This is a genomic window from Kitasatospora sp. NPDC056273 (genome assembly GCF_042268845.1).
GTDB lineage: Bacteria > Actinomycetota > Actinomycetes > Streptomycetales > Streptomycetaceae > Kitasatospora.
Genome location: NZ_JBHJSJ010000003.1, coordinates 196,166 through 214,032 on the forward strand (window position 1 = coordinate 196,166; position 17,867 = coordinate 214,032).

Genomic DNA, 17,867 nt, shown 5'->3' on the forward strand with positions numbered 1-17,867 from the left:
TGTCCGACCGATGGCCCGGGGTGGCGGCCCGTCCGCCCTATGCCGGACCGACCCACGCCGGAACGGCCCACGTCGGCCCGGCCCATGTCGGACCGACCCGTCCGGCGACCGGCCCGGCACCCGCCGCCGCGCAGCCGGGAGTGACCGTCCCGCAGGTGCCCCAGGCGCTGCTCGCCGCGCTGCCGGAGGGGGCGGCCGTCGTCGCCACCCTGCCGCAGGGCGCGCTGCCGCAGGGTCTGCTCGCCCAGTACGGAATCCAGTTCGGCGGCGTGAACGGCGGCGCGATGGTCGGGTACCTGGTGCTGGTGCCGACCGAGGGCCCGGCGGCGCAGGTCGTCGGCCTGCCGGGGGCTCCGGCCGGCGTCGGGGCCGCCGCCCAGCCCGGAACCCACACGCTCCCCGGGGCCCACCCGGCCCACGGGGCGCAGCCGACGACCGGCGGGCCCGCCGGCCAGACCGTGGCGGGGGTCCGTCCGGTCCGCCCGGCCGGGCGCGGCATCGCCGTCGACACCGAGCGGCGCAACGCCTACGTCGACGGGCGGCTGCTCGACCTCACCTACCTGGAGTTCGAGCTGCTGGCGCACCTCACCGAGCACCCGCAGCGGGTGCACACCCGGGACCACCTGGTCTCCGCGGTCTGGGGCTACGGCCACGTCGGGGACGGACGGACGGTCGACGTGCACGTCGCCCGGCTGCGCCGCAAGCTCGGACCGGCCTACCGGGACACCATCGTGACGGTCCGCCGGGTCGGCTACAAGTACACCCCGGCCGCGGTCTGACGGCTGGTTCCGGCCTGACGGCAGATCTGACGGCCGGTCCGGCGTCCGATCTGGCAGCCGGTCGCCAACGGCCTCTTGCCGCCGGTCGGTTGAGCGTCGGCCGGTCGAAGCAGCGGACCACTCGTCCTGGACACGGACGGGCGGCCCGCTGCTTCGTCGCGTCCCTGTGGAGTGGAAGGCATGCCGGGAGCGTCAGCCGCGCTGGTCCGGCGGGAGCAGGAGGACGGCGAGGGCGTCGGCGCAGCCGCGGGCGTGGCCGAGGAACCAGTCCAGCCGGTCGTCGGTGAGGTGCGCGGGCGTCGAACGGACCGCCAGCGCGAACCGCGCCTGCCCGGCGCCGTCCAGGACGGGCACGGCCACCGTCCGCACCCCGGCGGTCGACTCGCCGTCGTTGAGCGCGTACCCGGCCGTCCGGACCTTCGCCAACTCCTCCTCCAGGACCGCCGGTTCGGTGATCGTGCGGTCGGTGAAGGAGGCCAGCGGGCCGAGTGTCGAGGGCGTCGTCTCGCCCGGGCGGGGCCAGGCCAGCAGGATCTTGCCGAGCGCCGTGGAGTGCAGCGGGCGGCGCAGGCCCAGTCCGGTGTCCGGGCGGACCGATCCGCCGACCAGGATCACCGCGTGCGCGCCGCTGCGGATCGCCAGGTCGGCGGTGGCCTTGGTGCGCCGGGACAGCAGCTCCAGCTCGGGCCCGGCGAGGTGCAACCCGCGCTGGTGGAAGGTGAGCTGGCCGAGTTCGGCGACGGCCGGACCGAGCCGGTAGCGGGCGGTCTGCTCGTCCTGCTCCAGGAACCCGGCGCTGACCAGCGTGCGGGCCAGCCGGTGCGCGGTGGAGACCGACAGGCCCATCCGGCGGGCCAGGTCCGAGGCGCTCAGGTCGGGGCCGTTGTCATGGAAGCAGTGCAGCAGTCCGAGCGCGCGCTGGACGGCCTGCGCACCGGCCGGCGGACTCTGGACGGCGGTGGCGGCCCCGGGCATGGCACCTCGCGTTTCGGTTCGGAACTCCGGCCCGGCGGCCGGAGGCGGTCTCAGCGTAGGGCAGCCGGTGCTGCGGGAATGTGTCGACGACGTTGCAATGGAATGGCGTTGATGAACAACCGATCCCATCATGTGGCAAAGACTTGCCTCGGGCTCGTCCGCCGTGGAACGCTCCTGACATCGCGCCGGACGGCCACTCGGTCCAGGCGGCGCCTGCCCCGACTCTGCGGAAGGAGAAGCACCGTGACGTCCCACCGGTGTCTCCCCTCCCGTGCGTGTTGTCGCTGACCGACGCCTCTCGCGCCACCCGCCTCCCTCCCTGCATCGTGGCGTACAACTTCCTTGCGCACCAGGCTTCCTGTGCCTCCGTGCGGTAATCGATCCCGAGCTCCTCCGGCTGTCGTCGGAGCCCCCGTAGAGGACCAACTCCGTTGTCCAGTCGCATCCAGAACGCCTCCCTGCTTCCCGACACCCTCTGGTTCACCCGCTGCCCGGTGCCCACCGCGACCGGGATCGCCGCCGACCAGGGTTGGCTCGCCCGGGAGTTCGCCGCCGACGGCATCGCCGTCCGCTCCTTGCAGGACGCTCCGCCGGAGGTGGCGGCGGACCACCACTACACCCACGCGCTGACCGGACTGTTCCGGGAGGGCGGCAACGTCCCCGCACTGTGGGCCCGTTCGCGCGGCGAGGCGACCAGGCTGATCGGCCTCACCTGGATCGAGGAGCGCCAGGTGGTGCTGGTGCGGGCCGGCAGCGGCGTGACCGAACCGGCGCAGCTGCGCGGACTGCGGCTGGCGGTGCCGCATCATGACATCGGCATCGACTTCTGGCGGGCGATGGCGCTGGCCGGCCTCCGCGGCGCCCTCGGGCTCGCGGGCCTCACCCTGGCGGACGCCGAGCTGGTGGACGTCCCCGGCGTCCCGGGTGGCGGGCAGTGGTCCGCGGAGCTGGCCGCCCTGCGGGACGGGGTGGTGGACGCGGTGTACGTGAAGGGGGCGCTCGCCGTCGAGGCGGCCCGCCGGATCGGTGCGGAGGTGGCCGTGGAGCTGGACGCGGCGCCGGACCGCCGGGCCCGGGTGAACAACGGCACCCCGCGGCCGATCACGGTCCACCAGCGGCTGCTGGACGAGCAGCCCGAGCTGGTCGCCCGGTTCCTCGCGGTGCTGCTGGAGGCCGCCGACTGGGCGGCGGAGCACCCGGAGGAGGTGGTCCGGATCCTGCGGGCCGAGACCGGTGCCGGGGCCGAGGGCGTCGCCGGGGCCTATGCGCCGGGCAGTCACCGCACCCTGCACCTGGACCTGTCGGCGGAGCGGCTGGAGCTGCTGGCGCTGCAGGAACGGTTCCTCGGGGAGCAGGGCTTCCTCACCGCGCCGGTGGACGTCCAGGCGTGGGCCGACCCGGAGCCGCTCCGTGCGGCCCGCGAGCTGCTGCGTGTGCGGCGTGCGGGTGAGGGCGCGGGTGTCGCTGCCGGCACCGACACGAGCGGCGCCGCAGGTTCGGGTGCGGGCGCCGACAGCGTTCGGATCACAGACTTCAGGTAACAGCGTTCAGCTAACAGATTTCAAAAGTTGTCAGCTGTCGGCTGTCATCTGTCACTCACATGGAGACCCCCGTGAAGACCCCCCGCCTCGCCCTCGCCGCCACCGCGTTGCTCGCCTCCACCGCCCTGGCCGCCTGCGGCTCGTCCGCCGACGGAGCCAAGGCCTCCGCCGAAGGCGGGGCCGGTGGCAAGGCCGACGTGGTGCTCCGCCTGCCCGACCCCGGCAACAACGGCTTCCTCGCCCGCGGCAAGAAGGACGGTTCGCTGGACCGGGCCCTGGCGGCCGTCCACGCCAAGGTCGCCTGGACCGGCAGCGCCGGCCCCTTCGCCCCCGCCGCCCAGGCCCTCTCCGCCGACCAGCTGGACGTCGCCCAGGGCTCGATCACCTCGGCCGTCGCCGCGCTCGCCCAGAAGCCCGGCTTCAAGCTGTTCGCCCAGACCGCGCCCGACGGCGTCGGCGAGGGGATCCTGGTGAAGAACGACTCGCCCGTCAAGTCCGTCCAGGACCTGGTCGGCCGGAAGGTCGCCGTCTCCCAGGGCGGGACCAGCGAGTACCTGCTGCTCAAGGCGCTGGCGAAGAACGGCATCTCGGCCGACAAGGTGGAGCGGGTCTACCTGCGCGCCGACCAGACCTCCGGGGTCTTCAACTCCGGCCAGGTGGACGCCTGGGCGACCTGGAACACCTTCTCGACGCCCGCCATCGCCAACGCCGGCGCGCACTTCCTGGTCAACGGCCAGGAGGTCGGCTCCGACAACTACGCCGTCTGGGCGGTGCGCAACGGCTTCGCCGACAAGCACCCCGAGGTGGTCAAGGCGTTCTACACCTACCTGCGCGAGAACGGCGAGAAGGAGAAGGCCGACCCGGCCGGCTACCTCAACGTGTTCACCGACGCCGGCCCGACCGCCGTCACCCCCGCCGAGAAGGACGTCGCGGTGAACGTCAGCAGGCAGGGGACCCCGGCCGACGCCATCTCCGACGCCGACACCGCCCGGTTCGGGACGGTCGCCCAGTTCTTCGCGGACCAGAAGGTCACCAAGCAGCTGGTGGACGTCAAGCCCTACCTGATCGACGTCAACAGGCTCGGGGACGGTGCCAAGTGACCACCGCGACCGAGAAGTTCACCCCCGAGGGCACCCGGGCCGCCCTCGATGCCGGCCTGGTCGCCCCGCAGAGCCGGCGGAACCGGCCCCGCCCCCGCGCGCTGGCCGTGACCCTGCGCACCGTCGGTCCGCTCGCCCTGCTCGGTGGCTGGGCGCTCGCGTCCGCCACCGGCGCGCTGACCCAGGACGTGCTCGCCTCGCCCGCCCAGGTCGCCCAGGCCGTGGGGGAGTTGTGGGGCAACGGTCAGCTGACCGACGCCCTGTCCGTCTCCCTCACCCGGGCCGGGCTCGGCCTGTTCTTCGGCGCGACCACCGGCCTGGTGCTCGGCGTGGTCACCGGATTCACCCGGCTCGGCGAGGAGTTGCTCGACTCCGCGATCCAGATCCTGCGGACCGTCCCGTTCCTGGCCCTCGTCCCGCTGTTCATGGTGTGGTTCGGTATCACGGAGACCGCGAAGGTGGCCCTGATCGGGGTCGCCACCAGCTTCCCGATGTACGTGTCAGCCTCGGGCGGGGTCCGCAGCACCGACCGCAAACTGGTCGAGGCGACGCGCAGCTTCGGCCTCGGCCGCTGGGCGATCGTGCGCACCGTCGTGCTGCCCGGTGCGCTGCCCTCGCTGCTGTCCGGACTGCGCCTGTCGATGACGCTCAGCGTGATCGCCCTGATCGCCGCCGAGGAGATCAACTCCACCGAGGGCATCGGGTACTTGATGGCCCAGGCGCAGAACTACTCGCGCACCGACGTCCTCGCCGTCTGCATCCTGATCTACGGGCTGCTCGGCCTCGCCGCCGACGGCATCGTCCGAGTCCTGGAGCGCGTGCTGATGCCGTGGCGCCAGGCCGTCCAGGGAGCGGCCCGATGACCGCCGACACGACCACCGCCGCCGCCCTCGCCCCCTCCTCGCCCCGTTCGCCCGCTCCTCCCTCGGCGACCGAGCGGACGGCCCCGGCCGTCCACCTGCGCGGCCTGCGCCGGGTGTTCGGCACCCGGGCGGTCCTCGACGGGGTCGACCTCTCCATCGCCCGCGGCGAGTTCGTCGCCCTGCTCGGCGCCAGCGGAACCGGCAAGACCACGCTGCTGCGCATCCTCGGGGCGCTCGACCAGGCCGACGAGGGCACCGTGCTCGTCCCGCCGGTCCGTACCGTGGTGTTCCAGGAGCCCCGGCTGGTGCCGTCCAAGCGGGTGCTGGCCAACGTCACGGTCGGCCTCCCGCGCGGCGCCGCGACCCGGGAGACCGGGCTGAAGGCACTCGCCGAGGTCGGCCTGGAGCGGCACGCCGAGGCCTGGCCGGCCACCCTCTCCGGCGGTGAGGCGCAGCGCGTCGCGCTCGCCCGGGCACTCGTCCGCGAGCCGCAACTCCTGTTGCTGGACGAACCGTTCGCCGCCCTGGACGCGCTCACCCGACTGCGCATGCAGGACCTCGTCGGCGACCTGGTGCGCCGCCACCGCCCGGCGGTCCTGCTGGTCACCCACGACGTGGACGAGGCCGTACGGCTCGCCGACCGGGTCGTGGTCCTGCGCGACGGCCTGCTCGCCCGGGACGAGGCCGTCACCGTCGAGAGCCCGCGCGATCCGGCCGACCCCGCCTTCGCCGACCTGCGCCGCCGTCTGCTCGCCGACCTCGGCGTCCACTGACGTCCGCGACCCCCCGCTTTCCCCGACCTTCCCCCGATCCCGCCTGCCTTCCCACAAGTCAGGCCCGCACCACCGGAGTTGACTAGATGACCGTCACCCTCGGCGTCCACGCCAGCAACCCCTCGCTCTACTACCTCGCCCGACTCCCGTACCTGGACGAGGAGCTGGCCCCGCTCGGCGAGACCGGCGCCTTCCACCACTACGCGGACGGCACCCGCACCGGCGCCCTGCTCGCCGAGGGCGTCATCGACTTCGGCGGCACCGGCTCCACTCCGCCGATCACCGCCCAGGCGGCCGGCCACGACCTGGTCTACGCGGCGGTCTCGGCGCCCCGCCCGGACCACGGCGCCCTGCTGGTGCTGGACTCCGGTCCGGTGCGGACGGTCGCGGACCTCAAGGGCGGCACCGTCGTCCTCTCCGTCGGTTCCTGGCAGACCCACCTGCTCGCCAAGGCCCTGCACGCCCAGGGGCTCTCGTACGGCGAGGACGTCACCCCGGCGCGCCCGGCGGCCGGTGAGGACCAGGCCCGGCGGCTGCGCGACGGCGAGATCGCCGGCTGGATCGCCCAGGGCGCCGAACTCGCCGCGGCCCGCCGCACCGGGGAGTTCCGTGAACTGGTCCGCACCGGTGACGTCATCACCGACCGCTCGGTGTTCTTCACCCGTCGGGACTTCGCGACCGGGCGCCCCGAGGTGGTCGCCGCGATCGCGACCGCGCTGCGCCGGGCGGACGCCTGGGTGGCCGCCAACCCGGCCGAGGCCGCCGCGATCGCCGCCGAGGACCTGGGCGGCACGGCCGCCGACTGGCAGTCCGCGCTGGTCGCACTGCCCTGGCGACTGGAGCCCGCCACGGCCGGGTTCGTCGCCGAGCAGCAGGAGGCCGCGGACATCTTCCACGGCGTGGGCTTCATCGACCGGGCGCTGACCGTCGCCGACGCCCACCTCCCCGGTCTGGAGGCCCCGGTGGCCGCCGCGCTCGCGAAGGCGGTCTGACCCATGGCCTCCGAAGTCCTCTGGTACATCATCCCGCGCGAGGGCCACTATCCCTGGGAGCCGGCCGGGCGCCGCCCGGTGGACCTCCGCTACCTCCAGCAACTGGCGGGCAGCGTCGAGCGGTTGGGCTACACCGGCGCCCTGCTCGCGACCGACCTGTACGACGTCTGGACGCTCGGCAGCGCGCTCGCCGCCGCCACCACCCAGGCCTTCAAGCCGCTGCTGGCCGTCCACCCGGGGCTGGTCTCGCCCACCCTGCTGGCCAAGATGGCGCTCAGCTTCGACCACCTGCACGGCGGCCGACTGCGCTTCAACGTGGTGAACGGCTCGACCGCGCAACTGCGCGAGTACGGCCTGGACGTCGAGCACGACGACCGCTACCGGCTCAGCGGCGAGTACTGGTCGATCGTCAAGCGCCTCACGGCGGGCGAAGTCTTCGACCACAAGGGCGAGTTCTACGAGCTGAAGGACGCGGGCGCGAGCCTGCGCGAGCTGGCCCCGGCGCAGCCCGGCGGCATTCCGCTCTGGTTCGGCGGCAGTTCGGCGGCCGGCATCGAGATGGCGGCCGAGCACGTGGACGTCTACCTGACCTGGGGCGAGCCGCCGCACCTGCTCAAGGAGAAGCTGGACCTGGTCCGCGAGCGCGCCGCCGCCCACGGCCGGACCCTGCGGATCGGACTGCGGCTGCACCTGATCGTCCGCGACACCGAGGACGAGGCCTGGGCGGCCGCCGACCGGCTGCTGGACGTCACCAGCGAGGCCACCTACGCGCGCCAGCTGGGCGGGGCGAAGGGGGAGGACGGGGTCGGCTGGCAGCGGCAGTTCCGCCAGCACGGGGGCAAGGTGCCGGCCCGGGCCCGCGAGCTGGAGGCCTACCCCAACCTCTGGCCGGGGATGAGCCTGTTCCGCCCCGGCCCCGGCACCGCGGTGGTCGGTTCGACGGCCCAGGTGATCGAGCGCCTGCAGGAGTTTGAGGCGCTGGGTGTCGACACCTTCATCCTGTCGGGCAACCCGCTGCTGGAGGAGGCCCACCGGGTTGCAGAAACGGTTCTGCCCGCTCTGGGCATCAAGCGGCCGGCAGCGAACGGCGGCTGACAGCTGACAAGTAACAGATAACAGACAACAGATGACAGCTGACAGATTTTGAAATCTGTCAGCTGTCATCTGTCAGCCAGGCGCCTCCCGCTCCACCGCCGCCGCCTCGGCTCAGCGGCTCAGCCGGTCGATCTCCGCCAGCTCCTCAGCCGTCAGCGGGCCGCCCGCCAGCGCGTCGAGGTTCTGGTCCAGCTGGGCCACGCTGCTCGCGCCGATGATCACCGAGACCACCCGCGGGTCCCGCAGCACCCAGCACAGCGCCAGCTGCGCCAGCGTCTGCCCGCGCCCCTCGGCGACCTTGGCCAGCGCCCGCAGCCGGTCCAGCTTCGACCCGGTCAGCGCCTCCTCGGTGAGGAACTTCCCGACCGACATCCGCGAGCCCGCCGGCACCTCTCCGGTCAGGTAGCGGTCGGTCAGCAGCCCCTGGGCCAGCGGCGAGTAGGCGATGAGGCTGGTCCGGGTGTCGCCCACCGCGTCCAGCACACCGTGGTCCTCCACGTACCGGTTGAGGATCGAGTACGCCGACTGGTTCATCAGCACCGGCGTCCCCAGCTCGCGCAGGATCGCCACCGCCTCCCGGTGCTGCTCCGCCGGGTAGTTGGAGATCGCGGCGTACAGCGCCTTGCCCGAGCGCACCGCGCTGTCGAGCGCCCCCATCGTCTCCTCGATCGGGGTGTCCGGGTCGTACCGGTGCGAGTAGAAGACGTCGACGTAGTCCAGGCCCATCCGGTCCAGCGACTGGTCGAGGCTGGCCAGCAGGTACTTGCGGCTGCCGCCGTTGCCGTACGGGCCGGGCCACATGTCCCAGCCGGCCTTGGTGGCGATGAACAGCTCGTCCCGGTACGGCCGGAAGTCCTGGGCGAACAGGTAGCCGAAGTTGCGCTCGGCGCTGCCGTACGGCGGGCCGTAGTTGTTCGCCAGGTCGAAGTGGGTGACACCCCGGTCGAAGGCCCGGCGGAGCACCGCCCGCTGCACCTCCAGCGGCTGGGCGTCACCGAAGTTGTGCCAGAGCCCGAGCGATACGGCGGGCAGCTGGACGCCGCTGTGGCCGGCCTTCCGATAGGTCATCGAGTCATAGCGGTCATCCGCGGCGAGGTAGCTCATGCCGGACATCTTGCCAGTCGGCCGTGGCGGATCAAGCCCTTGCCCCGTCCCCGGCCGGTGCCTATGCTCGCGGAGGATCGTGCGCGTGCGAGGCGAGGGGGAGGCGAGATGGCAGTCCGGACCGTGACCGCCGCCGCAGCCCGCTGTTGTTGTCGCCGCCACCGCAGCACCGTCCGCTGACGCCACCCGCGTGCCCTGCCGCCCGAGCGGCGCGCCGCCCGTCCCGTCAGCCGCTCCGCCGGTGCCCGCCCGTGGGAGTGCGGCGCCGGACCACGTACCGGCTCCCCGTGCTCCACCGGCCCCGTCAAGCCCGGCCCGGTCTGCGCCGAACCCCTTCCCGAGGGCTCCTCCTCGAGCCCCTCCGACTCCGTCCCGAGCCCCTCCCGAGCCCCTCCCGAGCGTTCAAGGAGACCGCCGTGCGGTTCACCGTCTCGTCCCTCGTCGCCAACGCCCCCGATCCGGTCACCGGCGTCCGGCGCACCCCGGAGCAGAAGCTCCACAACGTCATCGACCAGGCGGTCCTCGCCGAGCGGCTCGGCTACGACGGCTACGGGGTGGGGGAGCGGCACGGCGAGCCGTTCCTCTCCCCGGCCCCGCCCCTGCTGCTCAGCGCGATCGCCGCCCGCACCTCCACCATCCGGCTGTTCACCACGGTGACGGTGCTCAGCATCCTCGACCCGGTCCGGGTCGCCGAGGACTACGCGATGCTCGACCAACTCTCCGGCGGCCGACTTGAGTTGATCGTCGGCAAGGGCAACGACCCGCGCCACTTCGGGCTGTTCGGCCTTCCCGAGGAGCGCCAGTGGGAGGCGCTCGCCGAGAACTACGCTCTGCTGCGCAGGCTCTGGCGGGAGGAGAAGGTGACCTGGGAGGGCTCGACCCGCCCGCCGCTCCGGGACGCCACCGTCTGGCCGCGCCCGCTCCAGGACCCGATCCCGGTGTGGCACGGCAGCGCGACCAGCACGCGGTCCACTGACCTCGCGGCCCGCCACGGCGACCCGCTCTTCTCCGCCAACTCCTTCCACCCGCTGGAGAAGTACCGGGCGCTGGTCGACCACTACCGCGAGCGCTGGGAGTACTACGGGCACGACCCGGAGCGGGCCAGGGTGGGCGCGAGCTTCGGCGGACTGTACGTCGCCAAGCGCTCGCAGGACGCGGTCGAGGGCTTCCGCCCGTACTGGAACGCGCTGTTCGACTCGGCCGCCGGCCGGCACAACAACTCGCCGTTCACGTCGCTGGAGGACGCGCTGGAGCGCGGTTCGGCCCTGGTCGGCAGTCCGCAGCAGGTGATCGAGAAGATCCACCGCTACCACGAGGCCTTCGGCAACGAGGTGGTCGGCATCGGGGTGGACGCGCTCACCGAGGGGGCGCAGCGCGAGCAACTGGAGCTGTTCGCGAGCGAGGTGGCCCCGGAGGTCCGCCGCGCGCTGCCGTAGTCGCCCGCGTCCGGCGCCCGCCCGCGCAGTGCGCCGTGCACCCCCTACGCGGCGTGACGCCGGCCACCGTCCGTGACGTGACGCGCGCCACCAGGCGCGCCGGAATGCCGCTCGGCGGTGCGGGGGATGACGAACGGTCGAGGGGCCGTGGCCGCCGGGGGGCGGCGCACGGCCCTCAACCGTTCCGCGAGGAGGATCCGGGCGCCCCGGGGCGCCCGGGCGGAGTCAGCACTGGTCTTCTGTACCTACTGGTATGTACAGTGGCTCGCATGAGCACCCAGGACCGTCTCATCGAGAGCACCCAGGCCCTCCTCTGGGAGCGCGGCTACGTCGGCACCAGCCCCAAGGCCATCCAGCAGCGCTCCGGGGTCGGCCAGGGCAGCATGTACCACCACTTCACCGGCAAGCCCGACCTCGCGGCCGCCGCCCTGCGCCGCAGCGCCGAGCAGATGCGGGGCGTCGCCGAGGCCGACCTCGCCGCCCCCGGCACCGCCTACGACCGGATCGCCGCCTACCTGCACCGGGACCGCGACGTCCTGCGCGGCTGCCGGATCGGCCGGATGGCCCAGGACCCCGACGTCGTCGCCGACCCGCAGCTGCGCGCGCCCGTCGAGGAGACCTTCGACTGGCTGCGCGGCCGGATCGCCGAACTGGTCGCCCAGGGCCAGGCGGACGGCGAGTTCACCCCAGGCCTCGACCCGGCCGACACGGCCGCCGCCGTGGTCGCCGTCGTCCAGGGCGGCTACGTCCTGGCCCGCGCCGCCGACAGCGCCGAGCCGTTCGACCGGGCCGTCCGCGGCGCCCTCGGCCTGCTCGCGGCACACCGCACGGCCTGACCCGCACGGCCCCGGGCGCGCCGCCGAACCCTCGCGGCCGAACCCGTACGACCAGAGCCGACGCGCCCGCCGAAAACCAGGACGCCCGCCGTCAGACCGGCCAGAACCCGAGGAGCCCCGCCGTGCACGCCATGCAGTACGAGATCACCCTCCCCGCCGACTACGACATGGGTGTCATCCGCAAGCGCGTCGCCGACAAGGGCCACCTGCTCGACGCGCACCCGGGCCTCGGCCTCAAGGCCTACCTGGTCCGTGAGCGCGGTCGGCAGGGCTCGCCCGTCAACCAGTACGCGCCGTTCTACCTCTGGCGCACCGCCGAGGGCATGAACGGCTTCCTCTGGGGCCCGGGCTTCCGCGGCCTGAGCGCCGACTTCGGCCGCCCCGCCGTCCGGCACTGGCTCGGCGCGGGCCTGACCCGCGGCACGTCGTCAGTGGCGGGGGAGGGGACCGAGCAGCCCAGCACCGCCACCCGGGCGACCGTACGGCTGCCGGAAGGCGCCGACCCGGCCGAGGCCGTCGAGCGGGCGCTCGCCGACCTGCCCGCGCACCCGGACCTGTACACCGCCGCCGTGGCCGTCGACCCGAGCCGCTGGGAGCTGCTCAGCTTCGCGCTCTGGCACGGCCCGGCCCCCGAGGGCGCGCCCGGCGTCCGGTACCAGGTGCTGCACCTGTCCCGCCCCGAACTGGACCGGCTGCCCGCCGGCCGCCACTGGTGAAAGGACCCACCGCCCCGATGTCCCCCGCGACCGCCCCCGCCGGCCCCGACCTCACCCCGGCCCCGCTCGACCGCGCGGCCGGCCACGCCCTGCTCGCCGACCTGGCCGGTCCGGGCGCCGCCGCCACTCTCGGCGGCCTGGACGCCCTCGCCCCCGGCTTCCCCGACTGGATCGTCACCAGCCTCTTCGGCGGCACCTACCAGCGCCCCGGCCTCGCCCTGCGCGACCGCCAGATCGCCAACCTGGCCGCCCTCACCGCCCTCGGCGGCGTCGAGCCGCAGCTCGCCGACCACGTCCGCTACAGCCGGCGGATCGGCCTGACGGAGGCGGAGATCACCGAGGTCATGGTCCACCTCGCCCCGTACGTCGGCCTCCCCAAGGCGCTGGCCGGCCTGCGGGTCGCCACCGCGACCTTCGCCGAGAGCGCCGAGAGCACCGAGAGCACCGAGAGCACCGAGGCCACCAAGGCCGCCGAGAGCGCCGCCGGGACCGTCACCGAGGAGGCCGGGGCATGAGCCGCACCGTCCGCACCGTCCTCGGCGACCTGGACCCCGCCGCCCTCGGCGTCACCGACGCCCACGACCACCTCTTCATCCGCAGCCCGCTGCTCCCCGGCCAGGAACTGGACGACCCGGCCGCCGCCGAGGACGTCCTGCGCGCCTACGCCGCCGCCGGCGGCCGCACCCTCGTGCAGTGGACCCCGCGCGGCCTGGGCCGGGGCGCGGACTCGCTCGCCGCGCTCTCCCGTACGACCGGCGTGCGGATCGTCGCCGCCACCGGCGCGCACCAGGCGGTCCACTACGCGCCGGGCTCCTTCTCCGCCACCGGCGCCGGGGCGGAGGACCGCCCCGGCCCGTACGCCGACCTGGCGGAACGTTTCGTCGCCGAGCTCACCACCGGTCTGCCCGGCGCGCCCGAGGGGGTCCGGGCCGGGCTGATCAAGGTCGCGGCCGACGCGGGGCCCGACAGTCGCCACACCCGGTGGACGATGGCCGCCGCCGCCGAGGCCCACCACGCCACCGGCGCCCCGATCGCCGTCCACCTCGAAGCCGACGGCGCCCCGCCCGGGGTCGTGCACCGGCTGTGCCACCGGCACGGCGTCCGGCCCGACCGGGTCATCCTCGGCCACCTCACCCGGCTCCCCGACCGTGCGCTGCACCGCCACCTGGCCGCCGAGGGCGTGTACCTCGCCCTGGACAGCCCCTCCCGGGCCGGCCACGCAGGCGACCACCAGGCCTTCGAGGTCATCGCCGACCTGGTCGAGGCGGGCCACGCCGCCCAGCTGCTGCTCGGCGCCGACACCACGACCCGGACCGCCCGCGCGGCCGGCGGCCCGGTCCGGCTGCTCACCGAGCTCGCCCCGCGCCTCGCCCGCAGCCACGGCCCCGAACTGCCCGAGCTGCTCCTCACCGCCAATCCGGCCGCCGCCTTCGCCGCCGACTGGCGCACGCCGTAGGGCACCCGCCGACTGGCGCACGCCGTAGGGCGCCCGCCGGGCCGTCGGACCCCGCCGAACCGCCGGGGCCGGTGGCGCGCGGGCCCGCAGGTACGGGAAACGGACTGACGGCCGCCGGTCGGGCCCTCTACGGTGCCGGACATGGTGACGCTGACGCTCCGAACCCTCACGACCGCCGACTGGCCGCTCTGGCGGGACCTCCGCCTCGCCGCCCTGACCGACGCACCGGAGGCCTTCAAGGCCGGCCTCGCCGACTGGCACCGGGGCGGCGAGGAGCGCTGGCGCGACCGGCTCGGCATCCCGGGAGCCCACCACGTCGCGGCCCTGCTGGACGAGGACCCGGTCGGGCTCGTCGGCGGCCTGCCCGGATCGCCGGACGGGGTACGGGAGTTGCGCTCGCTCTGGGTCGCCCCGCGGGCGCGCGGCCGGGGCGTCGCCGACCGGCTCGTCGAGGAGGTCGAGCGCTGGGCCCGCGCCACCGGCGGGACCACGCTGCGCCTCGCCGTGCTCCCCGGCAACGAAGCGGCGCTCGCCCTCTACCGCCGCCACGGCTTCGCCCCGCTCGCGGAGCCGGGCGACCTGCTCGCCGACGGGGTCACCCGGGAACTCCTGCTCGGGAAGTCCCTGCGGTGACCTGACCGACCGCCGCCGCACCCGGCTCCGGCAGCGATAGCGACAGCGACAGCGACAGCGACGCGAAGGCGGGGCCTGCGCCGTACGGGGGACGGCACAGGCCCCGCCTTCGACCGGACCGAGGGGGCGATCAGCCGGTCACATGTGGGTGCCGCCGTCGATGCGCAGCTCGGTACCGGTGACGAAGGCGCCGTCGTCGGAGGCGAGCATGGCGATCACGCCGGCCACCGTCTCCGGGCCGGCGAAGCCCTGGCCGAGGGCGGGGGAGAGCTTGGCCAGCAGGCTGAAGTCGGCGTCGGCGGGCAGGCCCGGGTTGTGGGTCATGCCGCTGTCGATGCTGCCCGGCGCGACGCAGACCGCGCGCAGGCCCTGCTTCGAGTACTCCGAGGCGATGGCATGGGTGAAGGACTGGATGCCGCCCTTGGTCGCGGCGTACGCGGCCATGTACGGGTGGGCGAAGCTCGCGGAGGTGGAGCTGAAGTTGACCACCACGCCCCGGCCGCCCGCGAGCAGCGCGGGGAGCGCCTCGCGGGTCATCAGGAAGGTGCCGGTCAGGTTCACCGCGAGGAGCTTGTTCCAGAACTCCAGGCTGGTCTCGTGGGTGTGCGAGGAGCGGAGGATGCCGGCCGCGTTGACCAGCACGTCCAGGCCGCCCAGGCCGGTGGTCGCCTCGGCGACGCCCGCGACGACGGCCGCCTCGTCCGAGATGTCCAGGACCTGAATGGTCAGGCGGTCCGCGGTGCCCTCGGCGGTGGCGCGGTCCAGGGTCTTCTTCAGGCCGTCCTCGTTGACGTCGACGGCGACGACCTTCCCGCCCTCGGCGAGGATCCGGTGCACGGTGGCCTGGCCGATGCCCGAGCCGCCGCCGGTGATCAGGACGTTCCGTCCGCTGAAGCGCTCCATGGTGGTACTCCGTTCGTTCGTGGTCTCTCGACCTCGGGAACCACGGTACGCCTGAGTGGCACGTTGTGCCAAAAAGGCTGGATGTGCCAGATCGTCGTGACGTGCCACCTTGGCATGCGTCCGCGTAGGCTGGCCCTGTGACCGGACGCCCGACCCTGACCCAGCGCCGCCGTGAGGCCACCCGACTGGAGATCGCCCGTACCGCCGCCGCGCTCTTCGCCGAGCGGGGAGCCGAGGCGACCACCGCCGAGGAGATCGCCTTCGCCGCGGGCATCTCGCTGCGCACCTTCTACCGGTACTTCTCCGTCAAGGAGGACGCCGTCGCCCCGCTGCTCGCGTCGGGCGGGCAGGAGTGGGTGGAGCTGTTCGCGGCGAGCCCGGCCGACCTGCCGCTGCGCGAGGCGCTGGAGCGTGCGGCGGTCGCGTCGCTGACCCCGGCCGACGAGGCGCGGGCGGAGATGATGCGGTGGGCCCGCGGCCTGCTGCGCGACCCGAAGCTGAACGCCACCTGGCAGCGGGTCCACGCCGACTCGGAGGCGCGGCTGCGGGTCGCCCTCACCGAGCGCTGCCCGGACGGCACCGACCCGCTGGAGATCCGGCTGGCCGCCGCCGCCGCGACCGCGGCGATCCGGGTGGCCCTGGAGCAGTGGGCCTCCTCCGAGGCGCTCCTCGCCGGTCCGGGCTCCCCGCAGGACCTCGGCGCGCGCTGCATGCGCGAGCTCACGGCGGGGCTGCGGCTCTGGGAGCGGGTGGGCTGAGACCGGGCGCAGCCCACCCCGCCCGCTCCGGCTGGCGGAGGACAGCCGACCGCTGACAGATTTCAGATGACAACTTTCGAAATCTGTTATCTGAACGTTGTCATCTGTCAGCCCGGCTCCCCGTCACCTCCCAGCCGCGGTCAGCTTCCTCCCAGCTGGCGTTAGGGTTGGTCCTCGCGCCCCGGCGGGGGAACCGGGGTGACCTCCTCGGATGTCCCCAGCGGAGGGGACTGGAGTTCGAGGCGTGGGAGCAAGCGGGACATGGGTCTGACGAGCCACAAGGTGCTGGCGCTGACCGCACTGATCGCGGTCGTGATGATGGTCGGCACGGTCTGGCTGTGGCCCAGACTCGCGAAGAAGACCTGGCAGTCGGTGCTCGGCCGGATCGGCGCACTGCTCGCCACCCAGCTCGCGGTGCTCGCCGCGCTCGGCCTGGTCGCGAACAACTACTTCGCCTTCTACAGCAGTTGGGACGACCTGCTGGGCACCGGCGACACCGGCCCGGTGGTCATCCACAACAAGGCGGACGCCTCCGGCCGGCTGATGGTGGAGACGATGGGCCAGGCCGCGGTCAAGGGCGGCGGCGCGATGGGCCGCGAGCCCGCCCAGTCCGGCGAGATCCGCAAGGTCCGGATAGACGGCGCGGCCAGTCGGCTGTCCACCGAGGGCTACGTCTACCTGCCCCCGCAGTACTTCCAGCCGGAGTACGCCCAGAAGCAGTTCCCCGCCGTGATCGTCAGCACCGGATTCCCAGGAATCGCCGAGAACCTGATCACCCGCTTCAACTACCCGGGCGCCGCGCTCAAGCTGCTGCAGGAGGGGCGGATGCAGCCGACCGTCATGGTCCTGGTGCGCCCCTCGCCCGCGCTGCCCCAGGACACCGAGTGCGAGGACGTCCCGAACGGCCCGCAGTCCGACACCTACTTCACCAAGGACGTGCCCTCGGCGATCCAGGCCAGCTACCGGGTCTCCACCGACCCGCAGGCCTGGGCCTTCATGGGCAACTCGACCGGCGGCTACTGCGCGCTCAAGCTGGCCATGCGCCACCCGGACGTCTTCCCGACCGCCGTCGCCCTCTCCGCCTACTACGACGCCGCCGACGACCCGACCACGGGCGACCTCTTCGGCGGCAGCAAGCAGCGCCGCGACGAGGCCAACCTGCTGTGGCGGCTGAAGAACCTGCCGCAGCCGAAGGTGTCCGTGCTGCTGGCCGGCACCAAGAAGGGCGACGGCGACTACCGGCAGCAGACCGAGGCCTTCGTCGACGGGGTGCAGAGCCCGATGAAGGTCTCGTACAGCATGCTGGAGAACGGCGGCCACAACTTCGAGACCTGGAGCGCCCTGCTGCCCTCCTCGCTGGAGTGGCTGTCCCAGCACCTCAAGGTGCCGAACCAGTCCGCATGAGCCTGACCGGCCGGGCCTGACCGACCGAGCCTGAACGACCGAGCCTGAACGACCGAACCCCCGGAGCCATGGCGCCGGGGGTTCGGTCATTCAGGAGCCGCGCGGCGGTCCCGCCGCTCAGGCCACCCGCTCCAGCGTCCCGGTGTGCAGCTGGCCGACCCGGCCGCCCTCGCCCTCGAAGGTCCAGAAGGCCCGCACGGTCAGCCTGCCGAGGTCCATCACGTGGCTGACGGTGATCCCGCTCTGCTCGGTCCAGCTGACGAAGTAGATCGAGGGCGCGACCTCGGCGACGTGCAGGCGCACGTCCTCCCACTGGCCCGCGGACTCGCCGAGGCCCTCCCAGCGCAGCCGCGTGCCGTCGGCCGAGTAGGTGTTGCGGAAGGCCGCGCCGTTGTCGACCCGGAAGAGGTAGGTGCGGCCGGCGAAGGCGGGCAGGGGCGCGGTCATGGTGGGGCGGGTCCTCGTCTCTGTCAGGTCGTGGCGAGCACCCGGTCGGGCTCGCC

At 73.8% G+C, this 17,867-nt stretch carries 19 protein-coding genes; 15 read left to right on the top strand and 4 right to left on the bottom strand.

Annotation, left to right across the window (positions count from 1 at the left end; genetic code table 11):
• The first annotated feature begins 20 nt into the window (after positions 1-20).
• Positions 21-779 carry a winged helix-turn-helix domain-containing protein gene (locus tag ACFCY1_RS04110; RefSeq protein ID WP_375873499.1) on the top strand — a complete coding sequence of 253 codons (759 nt, stop codon included), beginning with the start codon at positions 21-23 and terminating at the stop codon, positions 777-779.
• A 192-nt stretch (positions 780-971) separates the two neighbouring features.
• Here the strand turns inward: ACFCY1_RS04110 and ACFCY1_RS04115 are convergent, their stop codons facing one another.
• On the bottom strand, positions 972-1,754 hold the full coding sequence (locus tag ACFCY1_RS04115) for an IclR family transcriptional regulator (protein ID WP_375873424.1): 783 nt from the start codon (positions 1,752-1,754) through the stop codon (positions 972-974).
• A 431-nt stretch (positions 1,755-2,185) separates the two neighbouring features.
• Between ACFCY1_RS04115 and ACFCY1_RS04120 the strand changes: the two genes are divergently transcribed.
• From ACFCY1_RS04120 to ACFCY1_RS04145, 6 genes are all read left to right on the top strand, one after another.
• The gene (locus ACFCY1_RS04120) at positions 2,186-3,295 is read left to right on the top strand and encodes an ABC transporter substrate-binding protein (protein ID WP_375873425.1); all 1,110 of its coding nucleotides are present in this window, start codon (positions 2,186-2,188) and stop codon (positions 3,293-3,295) included.
• 59 nt (positions 3,296-3,354) lie between these two features.
• On the top strand, positions 3,355-4,395 hold the full coding sequence (locus ACFCY1_RS04125; RefSeq protein WP_375873426.1) for an NrtA/SsuA/CpmA family ABC transporter substrate-binding protein: 1,041 nt from the start codon (positions 3,355-3,357) through the stop codon (positions 4,393-4,395).
• The gene (locus tag ACFCY1_RS04130; RefSeq protein ID WP_375873427.1) at positions 4,392-5,258 is read left to right on the top strand and encodes an ABC transporter permease; all 867 of its coding nucleotides are present in this window, start codon (positions 4,392-4,394) and stop codon (positions 5,256-5,258) included. Before ACFCY1_RS04125 ends, ACFCY1_RS04130 begins: the two co-directional genes overlap by 4 nt.
• Positions 5,255-6,031, top strand: a complete 777-nt coding sequence (locus ACFCY1_RS04135) for an ABC transporter ATP-binding protein (protein ID WP_375873428.1) — start codon at positions 5,255-5,257, stop codon at positions 6,029-6,031. The genes ACFCY1_RS04130 and ACFCY1_RS04135 overlap by 4 nt, the downstream gene beginning before the upstream one ends.
• A gap of 86 nt (positions 6,032-6,117) precedes the next feature.
• Positions 6,118-7,023 (top strand): ABC transporter substrate-binding protein, encoded by a 906-nt coding sequence (locus ACFCY1_RS04140; RefSeq protein ID WP_074004288.1) that lies wholly within the window; start codon positions 6,118-6,120, stop codon positions 7,021-7,023.
• A gap of 3 nt (positions 7,024-7,026) precedes the next feature.
• Positions 7,027-8,118 carry an LLM class flavin-dependent oxidoreductase gene (locus tag ACFCY1_RS04145; RefSeq protein ID WP_375873429.1) on the top strand — a complete coding sequence of 364 codons (1,092 nt, stop codon included), beginning with the start codon at positions 7,027-7,029 and terminating at the stop codon, positions 8,116-8,118.
• 111 nt (positions 8,119-8,229) lie between these two features.
• Here the strand turns inward: ACFCY1_RS04145 and ACFCY1_RS04150 are convergent, their stop codons facing one another.
• Positions 8,230-9,222 (bottom strand): aldo/keto reductase, encoded by a 993-nt coding sequence (locus tag ACFCY1_RS04150; RefSeq protein ID WP_375873430.1) that lies wholly within the window; start codon positions 9,220-9,222, stop codon positions 8,230-8,232.
• A 416-nt stretch (positions 9,223-9,638) separates the two neighbouring features.
• On the opposite strand from ACFCY1_RS04150, the gene ACFCY1_RS04155 reads away from it, so the two are divergent.
• From ACFCY1_RS04155 to ACFCY1_RS04180, 6 genes are all read left to right on the top strand, one after another.
• Positions 9,639-10,658, top strand: coding sequence for an LLM class flavin-dependent oxidoreductase (locus ACFCY1_RS04155; protein WP_375873431.1), 1,020 nt, complete (start codon positions 9,639-9,641; stop codon positions 10,656-10,658).
• A 269-nt stretch (positions 10,659-10,927) separates the two neighbouring features.
• Positions 10,928-11,494, top strand: a complete 567-nt coding sequence (locus ACFCY1_RS04160) for a TetR/AcrR family transcriptional regulator (protein WP_375873432.1) — start codon at positions 10,928-10,930, stop codon at positions 11,492-11,494.
• A 122-nt stretch (positions 11,495-11,616) separates the two neighbouring features.
• Positions 11,617-12,210, top strand: coding sequence for a DUF4865 family protein (locus ACFCY1_RS04165; RefSeq protein WP_375873433.1), 594 nt, complete (start codon positions 11,617-11,619; stop codon positions 12,208-12,210).
• A 17-nt stretch (positions 12,211-12,227) separates the two neighbouring features.
• Positions 12,228-12,725, top strand: coding sequence for a carboxymuconolactone decarboxylase family protein (locus ACFCY1_RS04170; protein ID WP_375873434.1), 498 nt, complete (start codon positions 12,228-12,230; stop codon positions 12,723-12,725).
• Entirely contained in the window at positions 12,722-13,666 is a 945-nt protein-coding gene (locus ACFCY1_RS04175) for a phosphotriesterase (protein ID WP_375873435.1), read from the top strand. Before ACFCY1_RS04170 ends, ACFCY1_RS04175 begins: the two co-directional genes overlap by 4 nt.
• A 141-nt stretch (positions 13,667-13,807) precedes the next feature.
• On the top strand, positions 13,808-14,299 hold the full coding sequence (locus tag ACFCY1_RS04180) for a GNAT family N-acetyltransferase (RefSeq protein ID WP_375873436.1): 492 nt from the start codon (positions 13,808-13,810) through the stop codon (positions 14,297-14,299).
• A gap of 138 nt (positions 14,300-14,437) precedes the next feature.
• Here ACFCY1_RS04180 and ACFCY1_RS04185 read toward each other — a convergent pair whose 3' ends face one another.
• Positions 14,438-15,202 carry an SDR family NAD(P)-dependent oxidoreductase gene (locus tag ACFCY1_RS04185; protein ID WP_049658184.1) on the bottom strand — a complete coding sequence of 255 codons (765 nt, stop codon included), beginning with the start codon at positions 15,200-15,202 and terminating at the stop codon, positions 14,438-14,440.
• Positions 15,203-15,339: 137 nt separating this feature from the next.
• On the opposite strand from ACFCY1_RS04185, the gene ACFCY1_RS04190 reads away from it, so the two are divergent.
• A complete protein-coding gene (locus ACFCY1_RS04190) occupies positions 15,340-15,960 on the top strand; it encodes a TetR family transcriptional regulator (RefSeq protein ID WP_375873437.1) in 621 nt (206 codons plus the stop codon).
• Between the two features lie 261 nt (positions 15,961-16,221).
• Complete coding sequence (locus ACFCY1_RS04195) at positions 16,222-17,364, top strand: esterase family protein (protein WP_049658183.1); 1,143 nt, start codon at positions 16,222-16,224, stop codon at positions 17,362-17,364.
• Between the two features lie 117 nt (positions 17,365-17,481).
• Here the strand turns inward: ACFCY1_RS04195 and ACFCY1_RS04200 are convergent, their stop codons facing one another.
• Entirely contained in the window at positions 17,482-17,811 is a 330-nt protein-coding gene (locus tag ACFCY1_RS04200) for a MoaF N-terminal domain-containing protein (RefSeq protein ID WP_049658181.1), read from the bottom strand.
• Positions 17,812-17,867 lie beyond the last annotated feature (56 nt).

Coding starts and splice junctions, on each gene's coding strand:
- ACFCY1_RS04180 (WP_375873436.1), top strand. CDS start 13,808: ATGGTGACGCTGACGCTCCGAACCCTCACGACCGCCGACTGGCCGCTC.
- ACFCY1_RS04140 (WP_074004288.1), top strand. CDS start 6,118: ATGACCGTCACCCTCGGCGTCCACGCCAGCAACCCCTCGCTCTACTAC.
- ACFCY1_RS04170 (WP_375873434.1), top strand. CDS start 12,228: ATGTCCCCCGCGACCGCCCCCGCCGGCCCCGACCTCACCCCGGCCCCG.
- ACFCY1_RS04125 (WP_375873426.1), top strand. CDS start 3,355: ATGGAGACCCCCGTGAAGACCCCCCGCCTCGCCCTCGCCGCCACCGCG.
- ACFCY1_RS04185 (WP_049658184.1), bottom strand. CDS start 15,202: ATGGAGCGCTTCAGCGGACGGAACGTCCTGATCACCGGCGGCGGCTCG.
- ACFCY1_RS04150 (WP_375873430.1), bottom strand. CDS start 9,222: ATGAGCTACCTCGCCGCGGATGACCGCTATGACTCGATGACCTATCGG.
- ACFCY1_RS04115 (WP_375873424.1), bottom strand. CDS start 1,754: ATGCCCGGGGCCGCCACCGCCGTCCAGAGTCCGCCGGCCGGTGCGCAG.
- ACFCY1_RS04145 (WP_375873429.1), top strand. CDS start 7,027: ATGGCCTCCGAAGTCCTCTGGTACATCATCCCGCGCGAGGGCCACTAT.
- ACFCY1_RS04135 (WP_375873428.1), top strand. CDS start 5,255: ATGACCGCCGACACGACCACCGCCGCCGCCCTCGCCCCCTCCTCGCCC.
- ACFCY1_RS04195 (WP_049658183.1), top strand. CDS start 16,222: ATGGGTCTGACGAGCCACAAGGTGCTGGCGCTGACCGCACTGATCGCG.
- ACFCY1_RS04160 (WP_375873432.1), top strand. CDS start 10,928: ATGAGCACCCAGGACCGTCTCATCGAGAGCACCCAGGCCCTCCTCTGG.
- ACFCY1_RS04175 (WP_375873435.1), top strand. CDS start 12,722: ATGAGCCGCACCGTCCGCACCGTCCTCGGCGACCTGGACCCCGCCGCC.
- ACFCY1_RS04200 (WP_049658181.1), bottom strand. CDS start 17,811: ATGACCGCGCCCCTGCCCGCCTTCGCCGGCCGCACCTACCTCTTCCGG.